Raw genomic sequence first — 14,397 nt, 5'->3', positions numbered from 1 at the left:
GATGGACGGCGCGGCCGAGGCGATAGCGGAAGAAGCGACGCTGGAGGCCGAGGTCCGGGCCTACCTGCTGCAGAACCCGGCCCTGATCCGCGAGGACGAGGCCCTGCTCTCCGAGCTGGGCCTGCGGCCCGCGCCGGAGAACGTCGTGGAGTTCGGGCCGGCGGCGCTGGCCCGGGTCCACGAGGCGCACCGCCGCGAGGCCAGCGCCCGCCAGCAGCTCGAGGCCACCGCCCGGGAGAACTACGCCGCCCAGGGTCAGACCCATGGCGCGGTCATCGACCTGCTGGAAAGCCGCAACCACGCCGACCTTGCCCGCCGGGTGGACGACCTCGCCCAGTGGCGGTTCGGCCTCTCGGCCGGCGTCGTCGCGCTGGAGGGCCCGGAGAACACACCGGCCGGCTGGCGCGTGCTGGTCGAGGGCCAGGTGGACATGATCCTCGGCGGCCACCAGGCGCTGCACCGGATGGGCTTCGCGCCCACGGCGCTGGGCCTGTTCGGCGAGCGCGCCGACCACGTGAAATCCATGGCCATGGTCCGGCTGGCGATCTGGGAGCCGGCGCGCCAGGGCCTGATCGCCTTCGGCTCGCCCGACCCCGAGGGCTTCACCCCCGACATGGGCGCCGAGCTCGTGGCCTTCCTGGCCCGGGTGGTCGAGCGCACGGCCGAGCGGTGGCCGGTCCTCTGACCGCACAGGAGGCCCGGGCGCTCTGGCTGGAACACCTGGCCCACGAGCGCCGGGCCTCGCCGCGGACGCTCGAGGCCTATGGCTTCGCCGCGGCCCGCTACATCGCCTTCCTGGAGCAGCACCGCGGCGAGCGGCTGACGGTGCAGGGACTCGCCGAGGTCACCGCCGGCGAGGTGCGGGCCTGGCTCGCGCACCTGCGGCAAGGCGAGACCCCGCTGTCGCCGCGCTCGATGTCGCAGGCGCTGTCGGCGATCCGCACCTTCCACCGTTTCCTCGACCGACGGCTGGATGCGCCGAACGCGGCCGTCGCCCTGGTGCGCGGGCCGCGGGTGAAGCCCGGCGCGCCCCGGCCGGTGACCGAGGACCAGGCCCGCGGCCTGATCGAGGAGCCGGCGCTGGACCCCGACCGGGAGGACTGGGAGATCGCCCGGGACCAGGCGGTGCTGACCCTGCTCTACGGCTGCGGGCTACGCATCTCCGAGGCCCTCTCCCTGAAACGCCGCGACGCGCCGCTGGCCGAGAGCCTGCGGATCATCGGCAAGGGGTCGAAGACGCGGATCGTGCCTGTGCTCCCGGCCGTGCGCGAGGCGGTGGACGCCTACCTCGCCGAGAGCCCGTTCGCGCCGGGACCCGACGAACCGCTGTTCCGGGCCAAGCGCGGCGGGCCGCTGTCGCCCCGGCACGTGCAGGCGACGGTGCAGGGCCTGCGCGGTCGGCTCGGCCTGCCGGCCAGCGCCACGCCGCACGCCCTGCGCCACTCGTTCGCCACCCACCTGCTGGGGGCGGGCGCCGACCTGCGCTCGATCCAGGAACTCCTGGGCCACGCCTCGCTGTCGACCACCCAGCGCTACACCGAGGTGGACGCCGCCGCCCTGCTCAGCGCCTATTCGCAGGCCCATCCCCGGGCCTAGGGGCGCGTTCGGCGGCGCCGGGGAGCAGGTGGCCCTGCCGGTAGCCGGCGGGCGCGGGGATCATGCAGCCGTCGATGCGGCGCACCACCGCGTATTCGAGATTGCCCCAGGGAAGCTCGTCGAGGCGCCGCAGCGCGCGGGGATCGGCCGGCGAGCCTGCCGCCGCGCTCGGCAGCAGCCGTTCCATGACGTCGCGCCGCACGGACCGGCAGGCCGCGGGCTCGTGGAACAGGTTCGGCGTCTCGCGCGCAGTGGGTTCGGCGGCGACGGCCACCTGGGCGGCTATCAGAAGGGCGATCATGCGAGGCTCCTCTTCCGAGGGTCGCCAGGATGCCCGCTCAACCGCAGCGGGTCACGTTAACTTCCGGCCACCCCGGCGTTCGAGCCGGAGCCAGCTCACGTCCGAGCCCGGATCGCGGCCGTGCTCGGTGCAGACGAAGCCCTCCCGGGCGTAGAAGGCCTGGGCGCGGAGGTTCGGGGCCTGGACCTTCAGTGACACCGGCCCCTCGGCGACCGCGCTGACGTGGTCGAGGAGCGCCTTGCCGACGCCCAGGCCGCGCTCGGTGACATAGAGGGAATGCAGGAAGTTCTGCGGCCGGTAGAAGGCCGCCAGGCCGACGAGGCGGCCGGCCAGCAGCGCCACATAGATCTCCTCCTCGCGCGCGGCGCGGAGGAAGTCCTCGCGGCGGTGCCGGTCGGGCGACTGCCAGGTGAAGGTCTCGCGCAGGACCTTCACATAAAGGTCTGCGCAGGCGGCCAGCTCGTCGGGACGGGCCGGCCGGACCGTCAGCCCCGGCGTCAGGCCTGCATCGTCCAACCTTCGACCCCCATGGAGGCCTGGCGCAGCGCCTCGGACCGCGTCGGGTGCGGGTGGCAGATGCGGGCCACGTCCTCGGAGGCCGCGCGGAAAGTCATGGCGACCGCGAATTCGCCGACCATCTCCGAGACCTGCGGGCCGATCAGGTGGGCGCCCAGGATCTCGTCGGTCTGGGCGTCGGCCAGCACCTTCACGAATCCCTCGGTCTCGTGGTTGATCTTGGCGCGGCTGTTGGCGGTGAACGGGAACTTGCCGACCTTGTAGGCGCGGCCCTGGGCCTTCAGCTCTTCCTCGTTCTTGCCGACCCAGGCGACCTCCGGCGTGGTGTAGACCACGCTCGGGACCAGGTTGTAGTCCACGTGGCCGTACTTGCCGGCGATCATCTCGATGCAGGCCACGGCGTCCTCTTCCGCCTTGTGGGCGAGCATGGGACCGAGGATCACGTCGCCGATCGCCCAGACGCCCTGGGCCGAGGTGCGGAAGTGGTCGGTGGGGATGAAGCCGCGCTTGTCCGCCTCCACGCCCACGGTCTCGAGGCCCAGGCCCTCGGTGTAGGGCCGGCGGCCGATGGCCAGCAGGACGTAGTCGGCTTCCAGGGTCTCGGCGGCGCCGCCGGCCACCGGCTCCATGGTGAGCGTGACGCCCTTCTTCGAGGCCTGGCCGCCAGTCACCTTCGTGCCGAGCTTGAACTCCATGCCCTGCTTGGTCAGCGAGCGCTGGAAGGTCTTGGCGACCTCGGCGTCCATCCCGGGCGAGATGCGGTCGAGGAACTCGACGACCGTGACCTTGGCGCCCAGACGCCGCCACACAGAGCCCAGCTCCAGGCCAATGATGCCGGCGCCGATGACCACCAGGTGCTTCGGCACTTCCGGTAGCGACAGCGCGCCGGTGGAGTCGACGATGCGGTCGTTGTCGACGCTCACGCCCGGCAGGCCGGAGGGCTCCGAGCCGGTGGCGATGACGATGTTTTTGGCGTCCAGGATCTGGGTCGCGCCGTCCTCGCCGGTGACCTCGACCTTGCCGGGGCCGGCGATGCGGCCCTTGCCCTTCACCCAGTCGACCTTGTTCTTCTTGAACAGGAACTCGATGCCCTTGGTGAGCGCGGCCACGGACTCGGCCTTCTGCTTCATCATCTGCACGAGGTTCAGCTTGGGCTTCACCTCGATGCCGAGGGTGGCGAACTCGCCGTTGGCGGCGTCGAAGAGCTCGGAGGCGTGCAGCAGGGCCTTGGACGGCATGCAGCCGACGTTCAGGCAGGTGCCGCCCAGCGTGCCGCGCATCTCCACGCAGGCGGCCTTCAGGCCGAGCTGGCCGGCGCGGATCGCCGCGTTGTAGCCGCCGGGGCCGCCCCCGATGATGACGACGTCGTACTGGGCCATGGGTATCCTGCCTGGGAGTTGCTGCGGCCCAGATACAGGTTTGCGGACAGGGGGGCGAGGCTTGGCGGGCCGCCTGAGGGCCTCACCCCCTTCGGGAGCGCTAGACGTCCAGCAGCAGGCGCTGCGGGTCTTCGATGGCTTCCTTGACGTGGACCAGGAAGGTCACCGCGCCCTTGCCGTCGACGATCCGGTGGTCGTAGCTCAGGGCCAGGTACATCATCGGCCGGGCGACGATCTGACCGTTCACCACCATCGGCCGCTCCTGGATCTTGTGCATGCCCAGGATGCCCGACTGCGGGGCGTTGAGGATCGGCGTCGACATCAGCGAGCCGTAGACCCCGCCGTTGGAGATGGTGAAGGTGCCGCCCTGCAGGTCCTCGAGGGCGAGCTGGCCGTCGCGGGCCTTCTTGCCGAGCGCGCCGATCTCCTTCTCGATCTCCGCCAGGCTCATCAGGTCGGCGTCGCGGACCACCGGGGTGACCAGGCCGCGCTCGGTGCCCACCGCGACCGAGATGTCGTAGTGGTTCTTGTAGATGATGTCCTGGCCGTCGATCTCCGCGTTGACCTCTGGCACCTGCTTCAGGGCGTAGATCACCGCGCGGACGAAGAAGCTCATGAAGCCGAGCTTCACGCCGTGCTTCTTCTCGAAGACGTCCTTGTACTGGTTCCGCAGCGCCATGACGTTCGTCATGTCCACCTCGTTGAAGGTGGTAAGCATGGCCGCGGCGTTCTGGGCTTCCTTCAGCCGGCGCGCGATGGTCTGGCGCAGGCGGGTCATGCGGACCCGCTCCTCGCGCTCGTGCACGGCGCGCGGGGCGGACGGGGCCGGCGCGGGGGCCGGAGCCTTGGCGCGGGCTTCCAGGGCCGCGAGCGCGTCGCCCTTGGTCACGCGGCCGTCCTTGCCGGTGCCGGAGATGCCGGCCGGATCGAGGTTGTTCTCGGCGGCGATACGCTGGGCCGACGGGGCCAGCACGGCTTCCGACCTGGCCTTGGCCGACGGCGCCATGTCGGGCACCGGCGCGGAGGTCGGAGCGGCCTTGCCGGGGGTGGCCTCCGGCTGCAGCTCGCCGGCCGGGACCGGCGGCGGGCTGGAGGTCGGGGCGGCGGTCGGCGTCACGGAGGGCTGGCCTCCGGACTTCGCGGCCGAGGCGCCTTCCGAGATGCGGCCGAGCACGGCGCCCGGCTCGACGGTGGCGCCCTCGTCGGCGGAGATGCTTTCCAGCACCCCGTCGGCGGGCGCGGCCACTTCCAGGCTGACCTTGTCGGTCTCGAGCTCCACGAGGATCTCGTCCTTGCGCACCGCATCGCCGGCCTTCTTGGTCCAGCGCGCCACCGTCGCCTCGGTGACGGACTCGCCGAGGGCGGGGGTCATGATGTCGGCCATTGCCGGAGCGCTCCTTAGGTCTTCAACACAAACAGGAAGTTGTGCGGTGAGGGGACGAGGGGGTCGTTAAGCGAAGGCCTCGGTGAGGAAGGCTTCGAGTTCCTTGAGGTGGCGGCTCATCAGGCCCGCGGCGGTGGACGCCGAGGCCGGGCGGCCGACGTAGCGGGCGCGCTTGGACTTCACGTTCAGGCGCTCCAGGGTGAGCTCCAGCCACGGGTCGACGAACTGCCAGCCGCCCATGTTCTTCGGCTCTTCCTGGACCCACATCAGCTCGGCGTTCTTGAACCGCTTCAGCTCGGCGGAGAGCGACTTCAGCGGCCAGGGATAGAACTGCTCGAGGCGCAGGATGTAGACGTCGTCGCGGCCGGTCTTCGCCCGCTGCTCCACGAGGTCGTAGTAGACCTTGCCCGAGCAGAGGATGACCCGCTTGATCTCGGCGTCCGGCTTCAGGGTGACGCCGCCCACGTCGCAGCCGGCCTCGGCCCCGTCCAGCATCACGCGGTGGAAGCTGGTGCCCTCGGCGAGGTCCGCGAGGTTCGAGACGCAGCGCTTGTGGCGCAGCAGGCTCTTGGGCGTCATCACGATCAGCGGCTTACGGAACTCCCGCAGCACCTGCCGGCGCAGGGCGTGGAAGTAGTTGGCCGGCGTCGACGGGTTCAGCACCTGCATGTTGTCTTCGGCGCAGAGCTGCAGGAACCGCTCGAGGCGGGCGGAGGAGTGCTCCGGACCCTGGCCCTCGTAGCCGTGCGGCAGCAGCATCACGAGGCCGCTCATCCGCAGCCACTTGCGCTCGCCCGAGGAGATGAACTGGTCGATGACCACCTGGGCGCCGTTCACGAAGTCGCCGAACTGGGCTTCCCACATGGTCAGGGTGTTCGGATCGGTCAGCGAGAAGCCGTACTCGAAGCCGAGCACCGCCTCTTCCGAAAGGGCCGAGTCCAGGACCTCGAAGTGGGCCTGGTTGGGCCCGAGGTTGCGGAGCGGGAAGTAGATCTCTTCGCTCTTCTGGTCGATCAGGCCCGAGTGGCGCTGGGTGAAGGTGCCGCGCACGCTGTCCTGGCCGGACAGGCGCACCGGGTAGCCCTGGTCGAGCAGAGTGGCGAAGGCCATGTGCTCGGCCGTGGCCCAGTCGAGCCCCTGGCCGCTCTCGATCGCGTCGCGGCGGCCCTGGATGACCCGCTCCACGGTCTTGTGGATGCTGATCCGCTCCGGCACCGAGGTGATCTTGCGGCCGAGGTCGAGCAGCTTCTGCTTCGGCACGCCGGTGACGCGCTTCTCGTCGGCGGTGGGCAGCTTGAGGCCCGACCACTTGCCGTCCAGCCAGTCGGCCTTGTTCGGCTTGTAGGTCTTGCCGGCGTCGAATTCCTTATCGAGGAAGTCGTTGAACTCGGCGACCCAGGCGTCGGCCTCGCCCTGACCGACCACGCCCTCGGCCACCAGACGGCGGGCGTACAGGTCGCGCACCGACGGATGGTCCTTGATCTTCGCGTACATCAAGGGCTGCGTCATCGTCGGATCGTCGCCCTCGTTGTGGCCGAACCGGCGGTAGCAGAACATGTCGATGACGACGTCCTTGCCGAAGAGCTGCCGGTACTCGGTGGCCACCTTGGCGGCGAAGACCACGGCCTCGGGGTCGTCCCCGTTCACGTGGAAGATCGGCGCCTCGACCATCAGCGCCACGTCGGACGGATAGGGCGAGGAGCGGGAGTTCTTCGGGCTGGTGGTGAAGCCGATCTGGTTGTTCACCACGAAGTGCATGGTGCCGCCCACGCCGTAGCCCTTCAGGCCGGACAGGGCGAAGCACTCGGCCACCACGCCCTGGCCGGCGAACGCGGCGTCGCCGTGCAGCAGCAGCGGCAGGACGTGGCCGCGGCCGGCGGTCGGCTGCTCGCGCAGGGTGAAGGCCTGCTTGGCGCGCGCCTTGCCGATCACCACCGGGTTGACGATCTCGAGGTGCGACGGGTTGGCGGTCAGCGACAGGTGGACGCTGTTCTGGTCGAACTCGCGGTCCGAGCTGGCGCCAAGGTGGTACTTCACGTCGCCGGAGCCTTCCACGTCGGAGGGCACCGAGGAGCCGCCCTGGAACTCGTGGAAAATCACGTGGTAGGGCTTGCCCATCACGGCGGCGAGGACGTTCAGGCGCCCGCGGTGCGGCATGCCCACGACGATGTCCTTCACGCCCAGCGCGCCGCCGCGCTTGATGATCTGTTCCAGCGCCGGAACCATGGCTTCGCCGCCGTCGAGGCCGAAGCGCTTGGTGCCGGGGAAGCGGCGGTGCAGGAACTGCTCGAAGCCCTGGGCCTCGATCAGCTTCTTGAGGATGGCGATCTTGCCTTCCTTGGTGAAGGCGATCTCCTTGTCGCGGCCCTCGATCCGCTCCTGCAGCCAGGCCTTCTCCTTCGGGTCGGAGATGTGCATGTACTGCACGCCGACGTTGCCGCAGTAGGTGCGGCGCAGGATCTCGAGGATCTCGCGCAGCGTCGCGGTCTCGAGGCCCAGCACGTAGTCGAGGAAGATCGGCCGGTCGAAGTCGGCTTCCGAGAAGCCGTAGGTGGCCGGGTCGAGCTCGGAGGCGTCGCCCGGCGTGGTGGCGATGCCGAGCGGATCCAGGTTGGCCTTCAGATGGCCGCGCATCCGGTAGGCGCGGATCATCATGATGGCCCGCAGGCTGTCGAGGGTCGCGGCGCGGACCTCGTCCTGGGTGGCGGCGGGCTTCTTCTCGGCCACCTTGGCGCCGAGCTTGGCCTCCACCGCCGGCCACAGGCCGTCGATGGCGGACAGCCAGTCGGGACGCGGCTGCGGCGCGGACGGCGCGGTCCAGGCGGGCTTCTGCGTCGCCCGCTTCACCTCGTCGGCGCGGTCGGACAGGGACGCGAAGAAGGCGGCCCAGGACGGCTCCACCGAGCCCGGGTCGCCCGCCCATTTCGCGTAGAGGTCCTCCACGAAGGCCGCGTTGCCGCCGTAGAGGAAGGAGGTCTCGGCGAGCACCTCGTTGATCAGACCTGCGTCGTCCGCCATTTCGTCCGCTTCCCGGGCGGGCCCGCGGAGCTTCTGATCAAGGAGCCGAGCGCGGACCGCCCATACGCTGAAAAACTATGTGCCTCAGGCGCCCTTCAGCACCTCGAGCAGGGTTTCGCCAAGCTTCGCCGGAGACGGCGACACGCGGATGCCCGCGGCCTCCATCGCGGCGATCTTGTCCTCGGCCCCGCCCTTGCCGCCGGAGATGATCGCGCCCGCGTGGCCCATGCGGCGGCCCGGAGGCGCCGTACGACCCGCGATGAAGCCGACCATAGGCTTCTTGATTGCTGAATTCTTGATGAATTCAGCCGCGTCTTCTTCGGCCGAGCCGCCGATCTCGCCGATCATGATGATCGACTCGGTTTCGGGGTCCTCCAGGAACATCTGGAGCACGTCGATGAACTCGGTCCCCTTGACGGGGTCGCCGCCGATACCGACGGCGGTCGTCTGGCCGAGGCCCACCTGAGACGTCTGGAACACGGCTTCGTAGGTAAGCGTGCCGGAGCGCGACACAACACCCACCGAGCCCTTCTTGAAGATGTTGCCCGGCATGATGCCGATCTTGCAGGCTTCCGGGGTCAGCACCCCGGGGCAGTTCGGGCCGATCAGGCGCGACTTGGAGCCGGACAGGGCCCGCTTCACCTTGATCATGTCGGTCACCGGGATGCCCTCGGTGATGCAGACGATCAGCGGGACTTCCGCGTCGATGGCCTCCAGGATCGAGTCCGCCGCGAACGGCGGCGGCACGTAGATCACCGAGGCGTCGGCGCCGGTCTCGCGCACCGCCTCGCCGACGGTGTCGAACACCGGCAGGCCGATGTGCGTCTGGCCGCCTTTGCCTGGGGTCACGCCGCCGACCATCTTGGTCCCGTAGGCGATCGCCTGCTCGGTGTGGAAGGTGCCCTGGGCGCCGGTGATGCCCTGGCAGATGACGCGGGTTTCTTTGCCGATGAGGATGGACATGGTGGTTACGCGGCCCCCCGCACGGCCTTGACGATCTTCTCCGCGCCGTCCGACAGGTCGTTGGCCGCGATCACGTTCAGGCCGCTCTCGTTGATGATCTTCTTGCCGAGCTCGACGTTGGTGCCTTCCAGGCGGACGACGAGCGGCACCTTCAGGCCCACTTCCTTCACCGCGGCGACCACGCCCTCGGCGATGATGTCGCAGCGCATGATGCCGCCGAAGATGTTCACCAGGATGCCCTTCACGTTCGGGTCCGCGGTGATGATCTTGAAGGCCGCCGTGACCTTCTCCTTGCTGGCGCCGCCGCCCACGTCGAGGAAGTTCGCGGGCTCGGCGCCGTAGAGCTTGATGATGTCCATGGTGGCCATGGCCAGGCCGGCGCCGTTGACCATGCAGCCGATCTCGCCGTCCAGGGCGATGTAGCTGAGGTCGTACTTGGAGGCCTCGATCTCCTTCGGGTCCTCCTCGCTCTCGTCGCGCAGCGCCTGGATGTCCTTGTGGCGGAACAGGGCGTTGGAGTCGAAGCTGACCTTGGCGTCGAGCACCCGGAGCTGGTCGTCGGCGGTGACGATCAGCGGGTTGATCTCGAGCATGCTCATGTCCTTCGCGAGGAAGGCTTCGTAGAGCTGGTTCAGCAGGGTCCGGGCCTGCTTAGCGAGGTCGCCGGAGAGGCCGAGCGCCTTGGCGAGCCGCAGGCCGTGGTGCGGCCAGACACCGGTGGCAGGGTCGATGGAGAAGGTGACGATCTTCTCGGGCGTGGCGTGGGCCACGTCCTCGATGTCCATGCCGCCCTCGGTGGAGGCCACGACCGAGACCCGGCTCGTCTCGCGGTCCACCAGCAGCGACAGGTAGAATTCCTTGGCGATGGCGGCGCCTTCCTCGATGTAGAGGCGGTTCACCTGCTTGCCCTTGGGCCCCGTCTGGTGGGTCACCAGCACCCGGCCGAGCATCTCCTCGGCGTTGGACCGGACGTCGTCCACCGACTTCACCACCCGCACGCCGCCATTGGCGTCGGGACCGAGCCCCTCGAACCGCCCCTTGCCGCGCCCGCCGGCGTGGATCTGGGACTTCACGACGAAGACAGGTCCGCCGAGCTTCTCGGCCGCCTGCACCGCCTCGTCGACGGAGAAGGCCGGATAACCGCGCGGAACCGCGACGCCGAACTCAGCGAGGACGGCTTTGGCTTGGTGTTCGTGGATGTTCATGAGGCCGTGGGGCTGTGACGCCTCGCCCGGGGCGGCGAGTGGGCGCGGTTATAGGCGCCCCCCTCCCCAATGACAACCGCGTGAGGGCGTCAAAAACGGCCTGTTTTCCGCAGGGTGAGCACGTGGGCGCCGCGCTCGGGCCGGAGCATCGAGCGGCTCATGGTCAAGCCATAGACCTCCTCTATCCCGGGTCAGCCGAACAGCAGAGCCCAGAGCGCCCGGCCGGGGATCATCGCCACGAAAAGGTTCAGCGCGAAGCCGCCGTAGAACAGGCCCATCATGGTCCGGCGGTGGCGAACGACCCGATGGCGGCGGGCGGCGACCACCGCCAGCGGCAGGGCGATCAGGGTCCAGCCGGTGAAGAGGTGCAGGATCGACCAGCCGCCGCGGTTCAGGCTGGTGATGAACAGGCTGGAGAGCGCGGTGACCGCCACCAGGGCCACCCACCCCCAGCCGGCCAGGCGGTGGAAGCGCCGGCCCTTTCGCGCCGCCATCAGCACAGCCCCCAGGCCGAGCGCGGCCAGGGCCGCCAGCAGGTGCACCCGGATCGCCGGCGAAAGCCTGGCCCAGACCTCCGGGTCCGGCCCATGGAACTGGGCCCGGGCGGCGATGTCCCCCAGCCGGGTCCAGGCGGGGCCGAGCGCCAGGCCGACGATGGCCGCGGCGGCCGCCGTGCTGGCCAGCATCCGCGGCGCGAACCCCATGCGGCGCTTGGCCTGCGTTTCCGAAATCTGCGACATGATCTATCTCCGATCCTGCGGGCCGCCCGACCGGCCCGTTTCGTTGGGCCGATCAGTGGGGGCTGCCGGGTCGATGCACGAGCGCCGTTACGCCGGATGACGCCGCGCCTTCGCCAACCGCAACCGGCGGCCGTTCACGCTTCGTGGACCGCGCCGTGAACGCGCTGGTCTCGCGGCTCACCCCCTTCGACAGGGGCCGGGACTGGCTGCGCAGTTTCAGCATTGCGCTGGCCGCCGGGCTGTTCCTGACGCTGTCGGGCGCCTTCGGCTCGGGCCACGCGTCGTTCCTGGTGCGCCTCACCTACTGGATGTCGCTGATGGTCCTCGGGGCCGCCTGGGGCGGGATCGTCGCGCGGTTCTTCTTCAGCGAGGCCTCGCGGGCGAAGCGCGGCCTGTGGCCGAACGCCGGCCTGGCGGCGGTGGTCATCGCCGCGCCCTTCACCCTGGTGGTGTTCGCCGCCTCACGGCTGCTGCTGCGCTCCGCCATGGGGCTGGCCGACCTGCCCCTGCTGTTCGTGCCGGTGCTGGTGGTCTCGCTGATCATGACGGCGCTGAACGTGCTGATCGAAGGCCCCCGCGCCCGGGCCGCGGCGGCCGCGGCCGCGGCTGCGCCCGCCCCGCCGAAGTTCCTCGAGCGCCTGCCGCTGAAGCTGCGCGGCGCCGAGGTCTGGGCGGTGGAGGCCGAGGACCACTACCTGCGGCTCCACACATCCAAGGGGCAGGACCTGATCCTGCTGCGACTGGCCGACGCGGTGGCCGAGCTGGAGGGCATCGAGGGCATGCAGGTGCACCGCTCCTGGTGGGTGGCTCGCGACGCCATCGTCGAAGCCCGCCGCGGCGACGGCCGCGCGACGCTGAAGCTGAAGGACGGCGCCGAGGTCCCGGTGAGCCGCACCTACGCCGGCGAGCTGCGCGCGAAGGGTTGGATCTAGCGCCCGCGGCGCGCCAGCCACTGGGCCCGGCTCTGGCCCCAGACGTCCACGGGCAGGTTCAGCGGCGCCGGCAGCACCGCCTGGCGCAGGATGGTCGAGCCGAGCCGTTCGGCCACGTTCGTGGAGTTCACGTTGGCGGGCTCGATGGTGTGGATCACCTCCTCCCAGCCCAAGGTGTCGAACGCCCAGTCAATGGCCGCCGTCGCCCCCTCGGTGGCGTAGCCCTTGCCCCAGGCCTCGCGGACCAGGCCCCAGCCCACCTCGGTCCCGGGCCAGCCCTCCGGCCGCCACGGCCCAAGCCGCCCGACCCAGCGGCCGGTGGCCTTCTCGATCACCGAGAACATGGAATAGCCGCGGATCGTCCACGCGCCGGTCATGGTGCAGATCTGCCGCCAGGCGAGCGGCGGCGGCTGGGCCCCGCCAAGGAACCGCTGGGCCTCGGCGTCGGCGAGGAACTCCGTCCACGGCGCCACGTCCTCGGCCGTCGGCGGACGGAGTATGAGGCGATCTGTCTCAAGCACGGGCGTTGGCGAAGTCATCTCGTGGCCTCATTGTGGCGGCGGGAGAGAAGTCGGGGTGGGGTTTAGCACAGCCGTGGGCGCGGCTGGCGGCCTGTCGCCTCGGCTTTCGAGGGCTGGACCTGAAGAAGGTGGGCCCGATGGCGCAAGACCCGTCCGAAGACCTGAAGCTTCAGCCGCTGGTGGCGGCCGGCGGCGGCCTCAGCCGTCCCGTGCTGCTGGCCGGGGTGGTGGGCGCCTGCGCGCTCGGTGTCGGCGCGGGACTGTGGGCGAGGCCGCACGACGACGAGCGCCGCGCCCTGCAACCCCGGCCGGCCAAGGTGGCCGAGGCGCCGAAGACCGCCCGCACGCTGGAGATCGTGGTCGACGATGGGCCCGCCCCGGTGGGCGCGCCGATCGAGGTGCTGCCGGCGACGACCGGGCGGGCCACGGCGCCGATCCTGCCGTCCGCGCCGCCCGCCGAAACGGTCCCCATGGCGCCCATGCGCCCGCCCGCCGGCCTGGTGCGCGTGCAGGCGGTGGAGCCGATCGCCGTGGCGGCGGAGCCAGCGCCCGCCCCGGTGCGGCCTGCGCCCAAACCGGCTGAGCCCCGCAAGCCGGAGCCGCGCAAACCCGAGACCGCCAGGGCCGAGGTCCGCAAGGCCGAGGTCCGCAAGGCCGAGCCCTCCCCGGCCAAGGCCGCCCGCGCCGAAAAGGCGAAGGCGAAGACGCCGACGGAGCCGGCCCGCAAGGTCGCCCGCGCCGAACCGGAGACGCGGAAGGCCAAGCCGAAGACCGAGCGGAAGGACCGGATTGCGAAGACGCCCGCCGCCAAGGTCGCCAAGGCCAGGCCCAAGGTCGAGACCGCCAAGGCGCCCAGCCGCCTGTCCCGGGCGCTCGCCAAGGTGGCCCCGAAGCCCGCGAAGGACGCCGCCGCCAAGTCGCAGGCGAAGCTCGCCGAGGCCCGCAAGGCGCGCGCCGAGAAAGCCCGGGCCGAGAAACCGAAGACGGTGAAGCCGAAGGTCGAGAAGGCGGCGCTGAAGGCCAAGCCGGCCGCGGCCCCCGCCGCCAAGCCGAAGCCGAAGCTTCCGAAGCCGACGCCAGACAATCCGATCCGCAAGGCCTCGAACCGCTGCGCCTCGAGCGATCCGGGGGCGGCCCTGGTCTGCGCCGACCCGGCGCTGGGCGCCGCCGAACGTCAGCTCGCGCGGGCCTACCGCCAGGCCGAGGCGGCCGGCGTCTCCGCCGCCCAGCTCGCCCGCCAGCAGCAGCGGTGGCTCACCGCCCGCGCCCAGGCCGCCCGCGAGGCGCCGTGGGCGGTGCGCGACGTCTACGAGGCCCGCATCGCCGAGCTGAACGACCAGACCCGCGACGCCCGCGGCGAGTACTGAGCCGGGCGGCCCGAGGCTTCGCCGTTGCAACGGCGCAGGGGGCGAGCGGGTTAGCTCCGGCGCGAGGGACGCGCTGGAGATCGACACGCCATGCCGAAGGATCCGATCGGGGAATCCTGGACGGGAGGCGCCTACAACGGCTTCGCCGGCCACTCCGGCCGAGCCGCGCCGCCCCCGCCCTCGCCCGCCGCGCCGCCCCCGGGCGGACCCACGCGCCGACGCAACCTGATGCTGGGCGGCCTCGCCGGGGCCGTGGGGCTCGGCCTGGTGTTCGGCCTGTGGGCGCGGCCGCAGCTCGGCGAGGACCGGGAAGCGCGCCGGCCCATGGCGGCGGTGACCGCCCGGGCCGAGGACGTTCCGGCGCCGGCGGTGCCGGTGGAGGTCGCCCGCCCGGAGCCCGCGCCGCCCCCGCGCTCCGACGGCCCGCTAGAGGTGCTGCCGCCCGAGCTGGCCCGCGCCGCCCCCGCGGCGCCGG

Annotated in this window: 14 protein-coding genes; 5 read left to right on the top strand and 9 right to left on the bottom strand. The window is 71.0% G+C overall.

The window, feature by feature from the left end; genetic code table 11:
• The first annotated feature begins 1 nt into the window (after position 1).
• Together ACE3Q8_RS00070 and ACE3Q8_RS00065 are read left to right on the top strand one after the other, a co-directional pair.
• On the top strand, positions 2 to 685 hold the full coding sequence (locus tag ACE3Q8_RS00070) for a DUF484 family protein (protein ID WP_374467738.1): 684 nt from the start codon (positions 2 to 4) through the stop codon (positions 683 to 685).
• Positions 670 to 1,596, top strand: coding sequence for a tyrosine recombinase XerC (locus tag ACE3Q8_RS00065; RefSeq protein WP_374467736.1), 927 nt, complete (start codon positions 670 to 672; stop codon positions 1,594 to 1,596). Before ACE3Q8_RS00070 ends, ACE3Q8_RS00065 begins: the two co-directional genes overlap by 16 nt.
• Here ACE3Q8_RS00065 and ACE3Q8_RS00060 read toward each other — a convergent pair.
• The 8 genes from ACE3Q8_RS00060 to ACE3Q8_RS00025 form a co-directional block, all read right to left on the bottom strand.
• Positions 1,562 to 1,897 carry a hypothetical protein gene (locus ACE3Q8_RS00060; protein ID WP_374467734.1) on the bottom strand — a complete coding sequence of 112 codons (336 nt, stop codon included), beginning with the start codon at positions 1,895 to 1,897 and terminating at the stop codon, positions 1,562 to 1,564. The genes ACE3Q8_RS00065 and ACE3Q8_RS00060 overlap by 35 nt on opposite strands.
• Positions 1,898 to 1,948: 51 nt before the next feature.
• Positions 1,949 to 2,413 (bottom strand): N-acetyltransferase family protein, encoded by a 465-nt coding sequence (locus ACE3Q8_RS00055; RefSeq protein WP_374467732.1) that lies wholly within the window; start codon positions 2,411 to 2,413, stop codon positions 1,949 to 1,951.
• Positions 2,395 to 3,792 carry a dihydrolipoyl dehydrogenase gene (gene lpdA / locus ACE3Q8_RS00050; protein WP_374467730.1) on the bottom strand — a complete coding sequence of 466 codons (1,398 nt, stop codon included), beginning with the start codon at positions 3,790 to 3,792 and terminating at the stop codon, positions 2,395 to 2,397. The genes ACE3Q8_RS00055 and lpdA overlap by 19 nt, the downstream gene beginning before the upstream one ends.
• Positions 3,793 to 3,892: 100 nt before the next feature.
• The gene (gene odhB, locus ACE3Q8_RS00045; protein ID WP_374467728.1) at positions 3,893 to 5,176 is read right to left on the bottom strand and encodes a 2-oxoglutarate dehydrogenase complex dihydrolipoyllysine-residue succinyltransferase; all 1,284 of its coding nucleotides are present in this window, start codon (positions 5,174 to 5,176) and stop codon (positions 3,893 to 3,895) included.
• 66 nt (positions 5,177 to 5,242) lie between these two features.
• Positions 5,243 to 8,194, bottom strand: coding sequence for a 2-oxoglutarate dehydrogenase E1 component (locus ACE3Q8_RS00040; RefSeq protein WP_374467726.1), 2,952 nt, complete (start codon positions 8,192 to 8,194; stop codon positions 5,243 to 5,245).
• Positions 8,195 to 8,278: 84 nt separating this feature from the next.
• Positions 8,279 to 9,157 (bottom strand): succinate--CoA ligase subunit alpha, encoded by an 879-nt coding sequence (sucD, locus tag ACE3Q8_RS00035; protein WP_374467724.1) that lies wholly within the window; start codon positions 9,155 to 9,157, stop codon positions 8,279 to 8,281.
• 5 nt (positions 9,158 to 9,162) lie between these two features.
• Entirely contained in the window at positions 9,163 to 10,362 is a 1,200-nt protein-coding gene (gene sucC / locus ACE3Q8_RS00030) for an ADP-forming succinate--CoA ligase subunit beta (protein ID WP_374467722.1), read from the bottom strand.
• A 191-nt stretch (positions 10,363 to 10,553) separates the two neighbouring features.
• Positions 10,554 to 11,102 (bottom strand): DUF2306 domain-containing protein, encoded by a 549-nt coding sequence (locus ACE3Q8_RS00025; protein ID WP_374467720.1) that lies wholly within the window; start codon positions 11,100 to 11,102, stop codon positions 10,554 to 10,556.
• Between the two features lie 155 nt (positions 11,103 to 11,257).
• Here ACE3Q8_RS00025 and ACE3Q8_RS00020 point away from each other — a divergent pair, with 155 nt between their 5' ends.
• Positions 11,258 to 12,034 carry a LytTR family DNA-binding domain-containing protein gene (locus tag ACE3Q8_RS00020; RefSeq protein ID WP_374467718.1) on the top strand — a complete coding sequence of 259 codons (777 nt, stop codon included), beginning with the start codon at positions 11,258 to 11,260 and terminating at the stop codon, positions 12,032 to 12,034.
• Here ACE3Q8_RS00020 and ACE3Q8_RS00015 read toward each other — a convergent pair.
• Complete coding sequence (locus tag ACE3Q8_RS00015; RefSeq protein ID WP_374467716.1) at positions 12,031 to 12,573, bottom strand: GNAT family N-acetyltransferase; 543 nt, start codon at positions 12,571 to 12,573, stop codon at positions 12,031 to 12,033. The two genes, ACE3Q8_RS00020 and ACE3Q8_RS00015, sit on opposite strands and share 4 nt — an antisense overlap.
• 119 nt (positions 12,574 to 12,692) lie before the next feature.
• Between ACE3Q8_RS00015 and ACE3Q8_RS00010 the strand changes: the two genes are divergently transcribed.
• Both ACE3Q8_RS00010 and ACE3Q8_RS00005 read left to right on the top strand, forming a co-directional pair.
• On the top strand, positions 12,693 to 13,922 hold the full coding sequence (locus ACE3Q8_RS00010; RefSeq protein WP_374467714.1) for a hypothetical protein: 1,230 nt from the start codon (positions 12,693 to 12,695) through the stop codon (positions 13,920 to 13,922).
• Between the two features lie 90 nt (positions 13,923 to 14,012).
• The coding region (locus tag ACE3Q8_RS00005) for a hypothetical protein (protein WP_374467712.1) at positions 14,013 to 14,397 on the top strand (385 nt) is incomplete at its 3' end.

The sequence above is a fragment of the Phenylobacterium sp. genome, assembly GCF_041913825.1.
Taxonomy (GTDB): Bacteria; Pseudomonadota; Alphaproteobacteria; order Caulobacterales; family Caulobacteraceae; genus Phenylobacterium.
The sequence above is the reverse complement of the archived record's forward strand: the minus strand, read 5'-3'. Positions and strand labels throughout refer to the sequence as shown.

Excerpts from the sequence above, each read along its gene's own strand:
- ACE3Q8_RS00015 (WP_374467716.1), bottom strand. The coding sequence starts at position 12,573 with ATGACTTCGCCAACGCCCGTGCTTGAGACAGATCGCCTCATACTCCGT.
- ACE3Q8_RS00060 (WP_374467734.1), bottom strand. The coding sequence starts at position 1,897 with ATGATCGCCCTTCTGATAGCCGCCCAGGTGGCCGTCGCCGCCGAACCC.
- ACE3Q8_RS00070 (WP_374467738.1), top strand. The coding sequence starts at position 2 with ATGGACGGCGCGGCCGAGGCGATAGCGGAAGAAGCGACGCTGGAGGCC.
- odhB (WP_374467728.1), bottom strand. The coding sequence starts at position 5,176 with ATGGCCGACATCATGACCCCCGCCCTCGGCGAGTCCGTCACCGAGGCG.
- sucD (WP_374467724.1), bottom strand. The coding sequence starts at position 9,157 with ATGTCCATCCTCATCGGCAAAGAAACCCGCGTCATCTGCCAGGGCATC.
- lpdA (WP_374467730.1), bottom strand. The coding sequence starts at position 3,792 with ATGGCCCAGTACGACGTCGTCATCATCGGGGGCGGCCCCGGCGGCTAC.
- ACE3Q8_RS00010 (WP_374467714.1), top strand. The coding sequence starts at position 12,693 with ATGGCGCAAGACCCGTCCGAAGACCTGAAGCTTCAGCCGCTGGTGGCG.
- ACE3Q8_RS00040 (WP_374467726.1), bottom strand. The coding sequence starts at position 8,194 with ATGGCGGACGACGCAGGTCTGATCAACGAGGTGCTCGCCGAGACCTCC.
- ACE3Q8_RS00025 (WP_374467720.1), bottom strand. The coding sequence starts at position 11,102 with ATGTCGCAGATTTCGGAAACGCAGGCCAAGCGCCGCATGGGGTTCGCG.
- sucC (WP_374467722.1), bottom strand. The coding sequence starts at position 10,362 with ATGAACATCCACGAACACCAAGCCAAAGCCGTCCTCGCTGAGTTCGGC.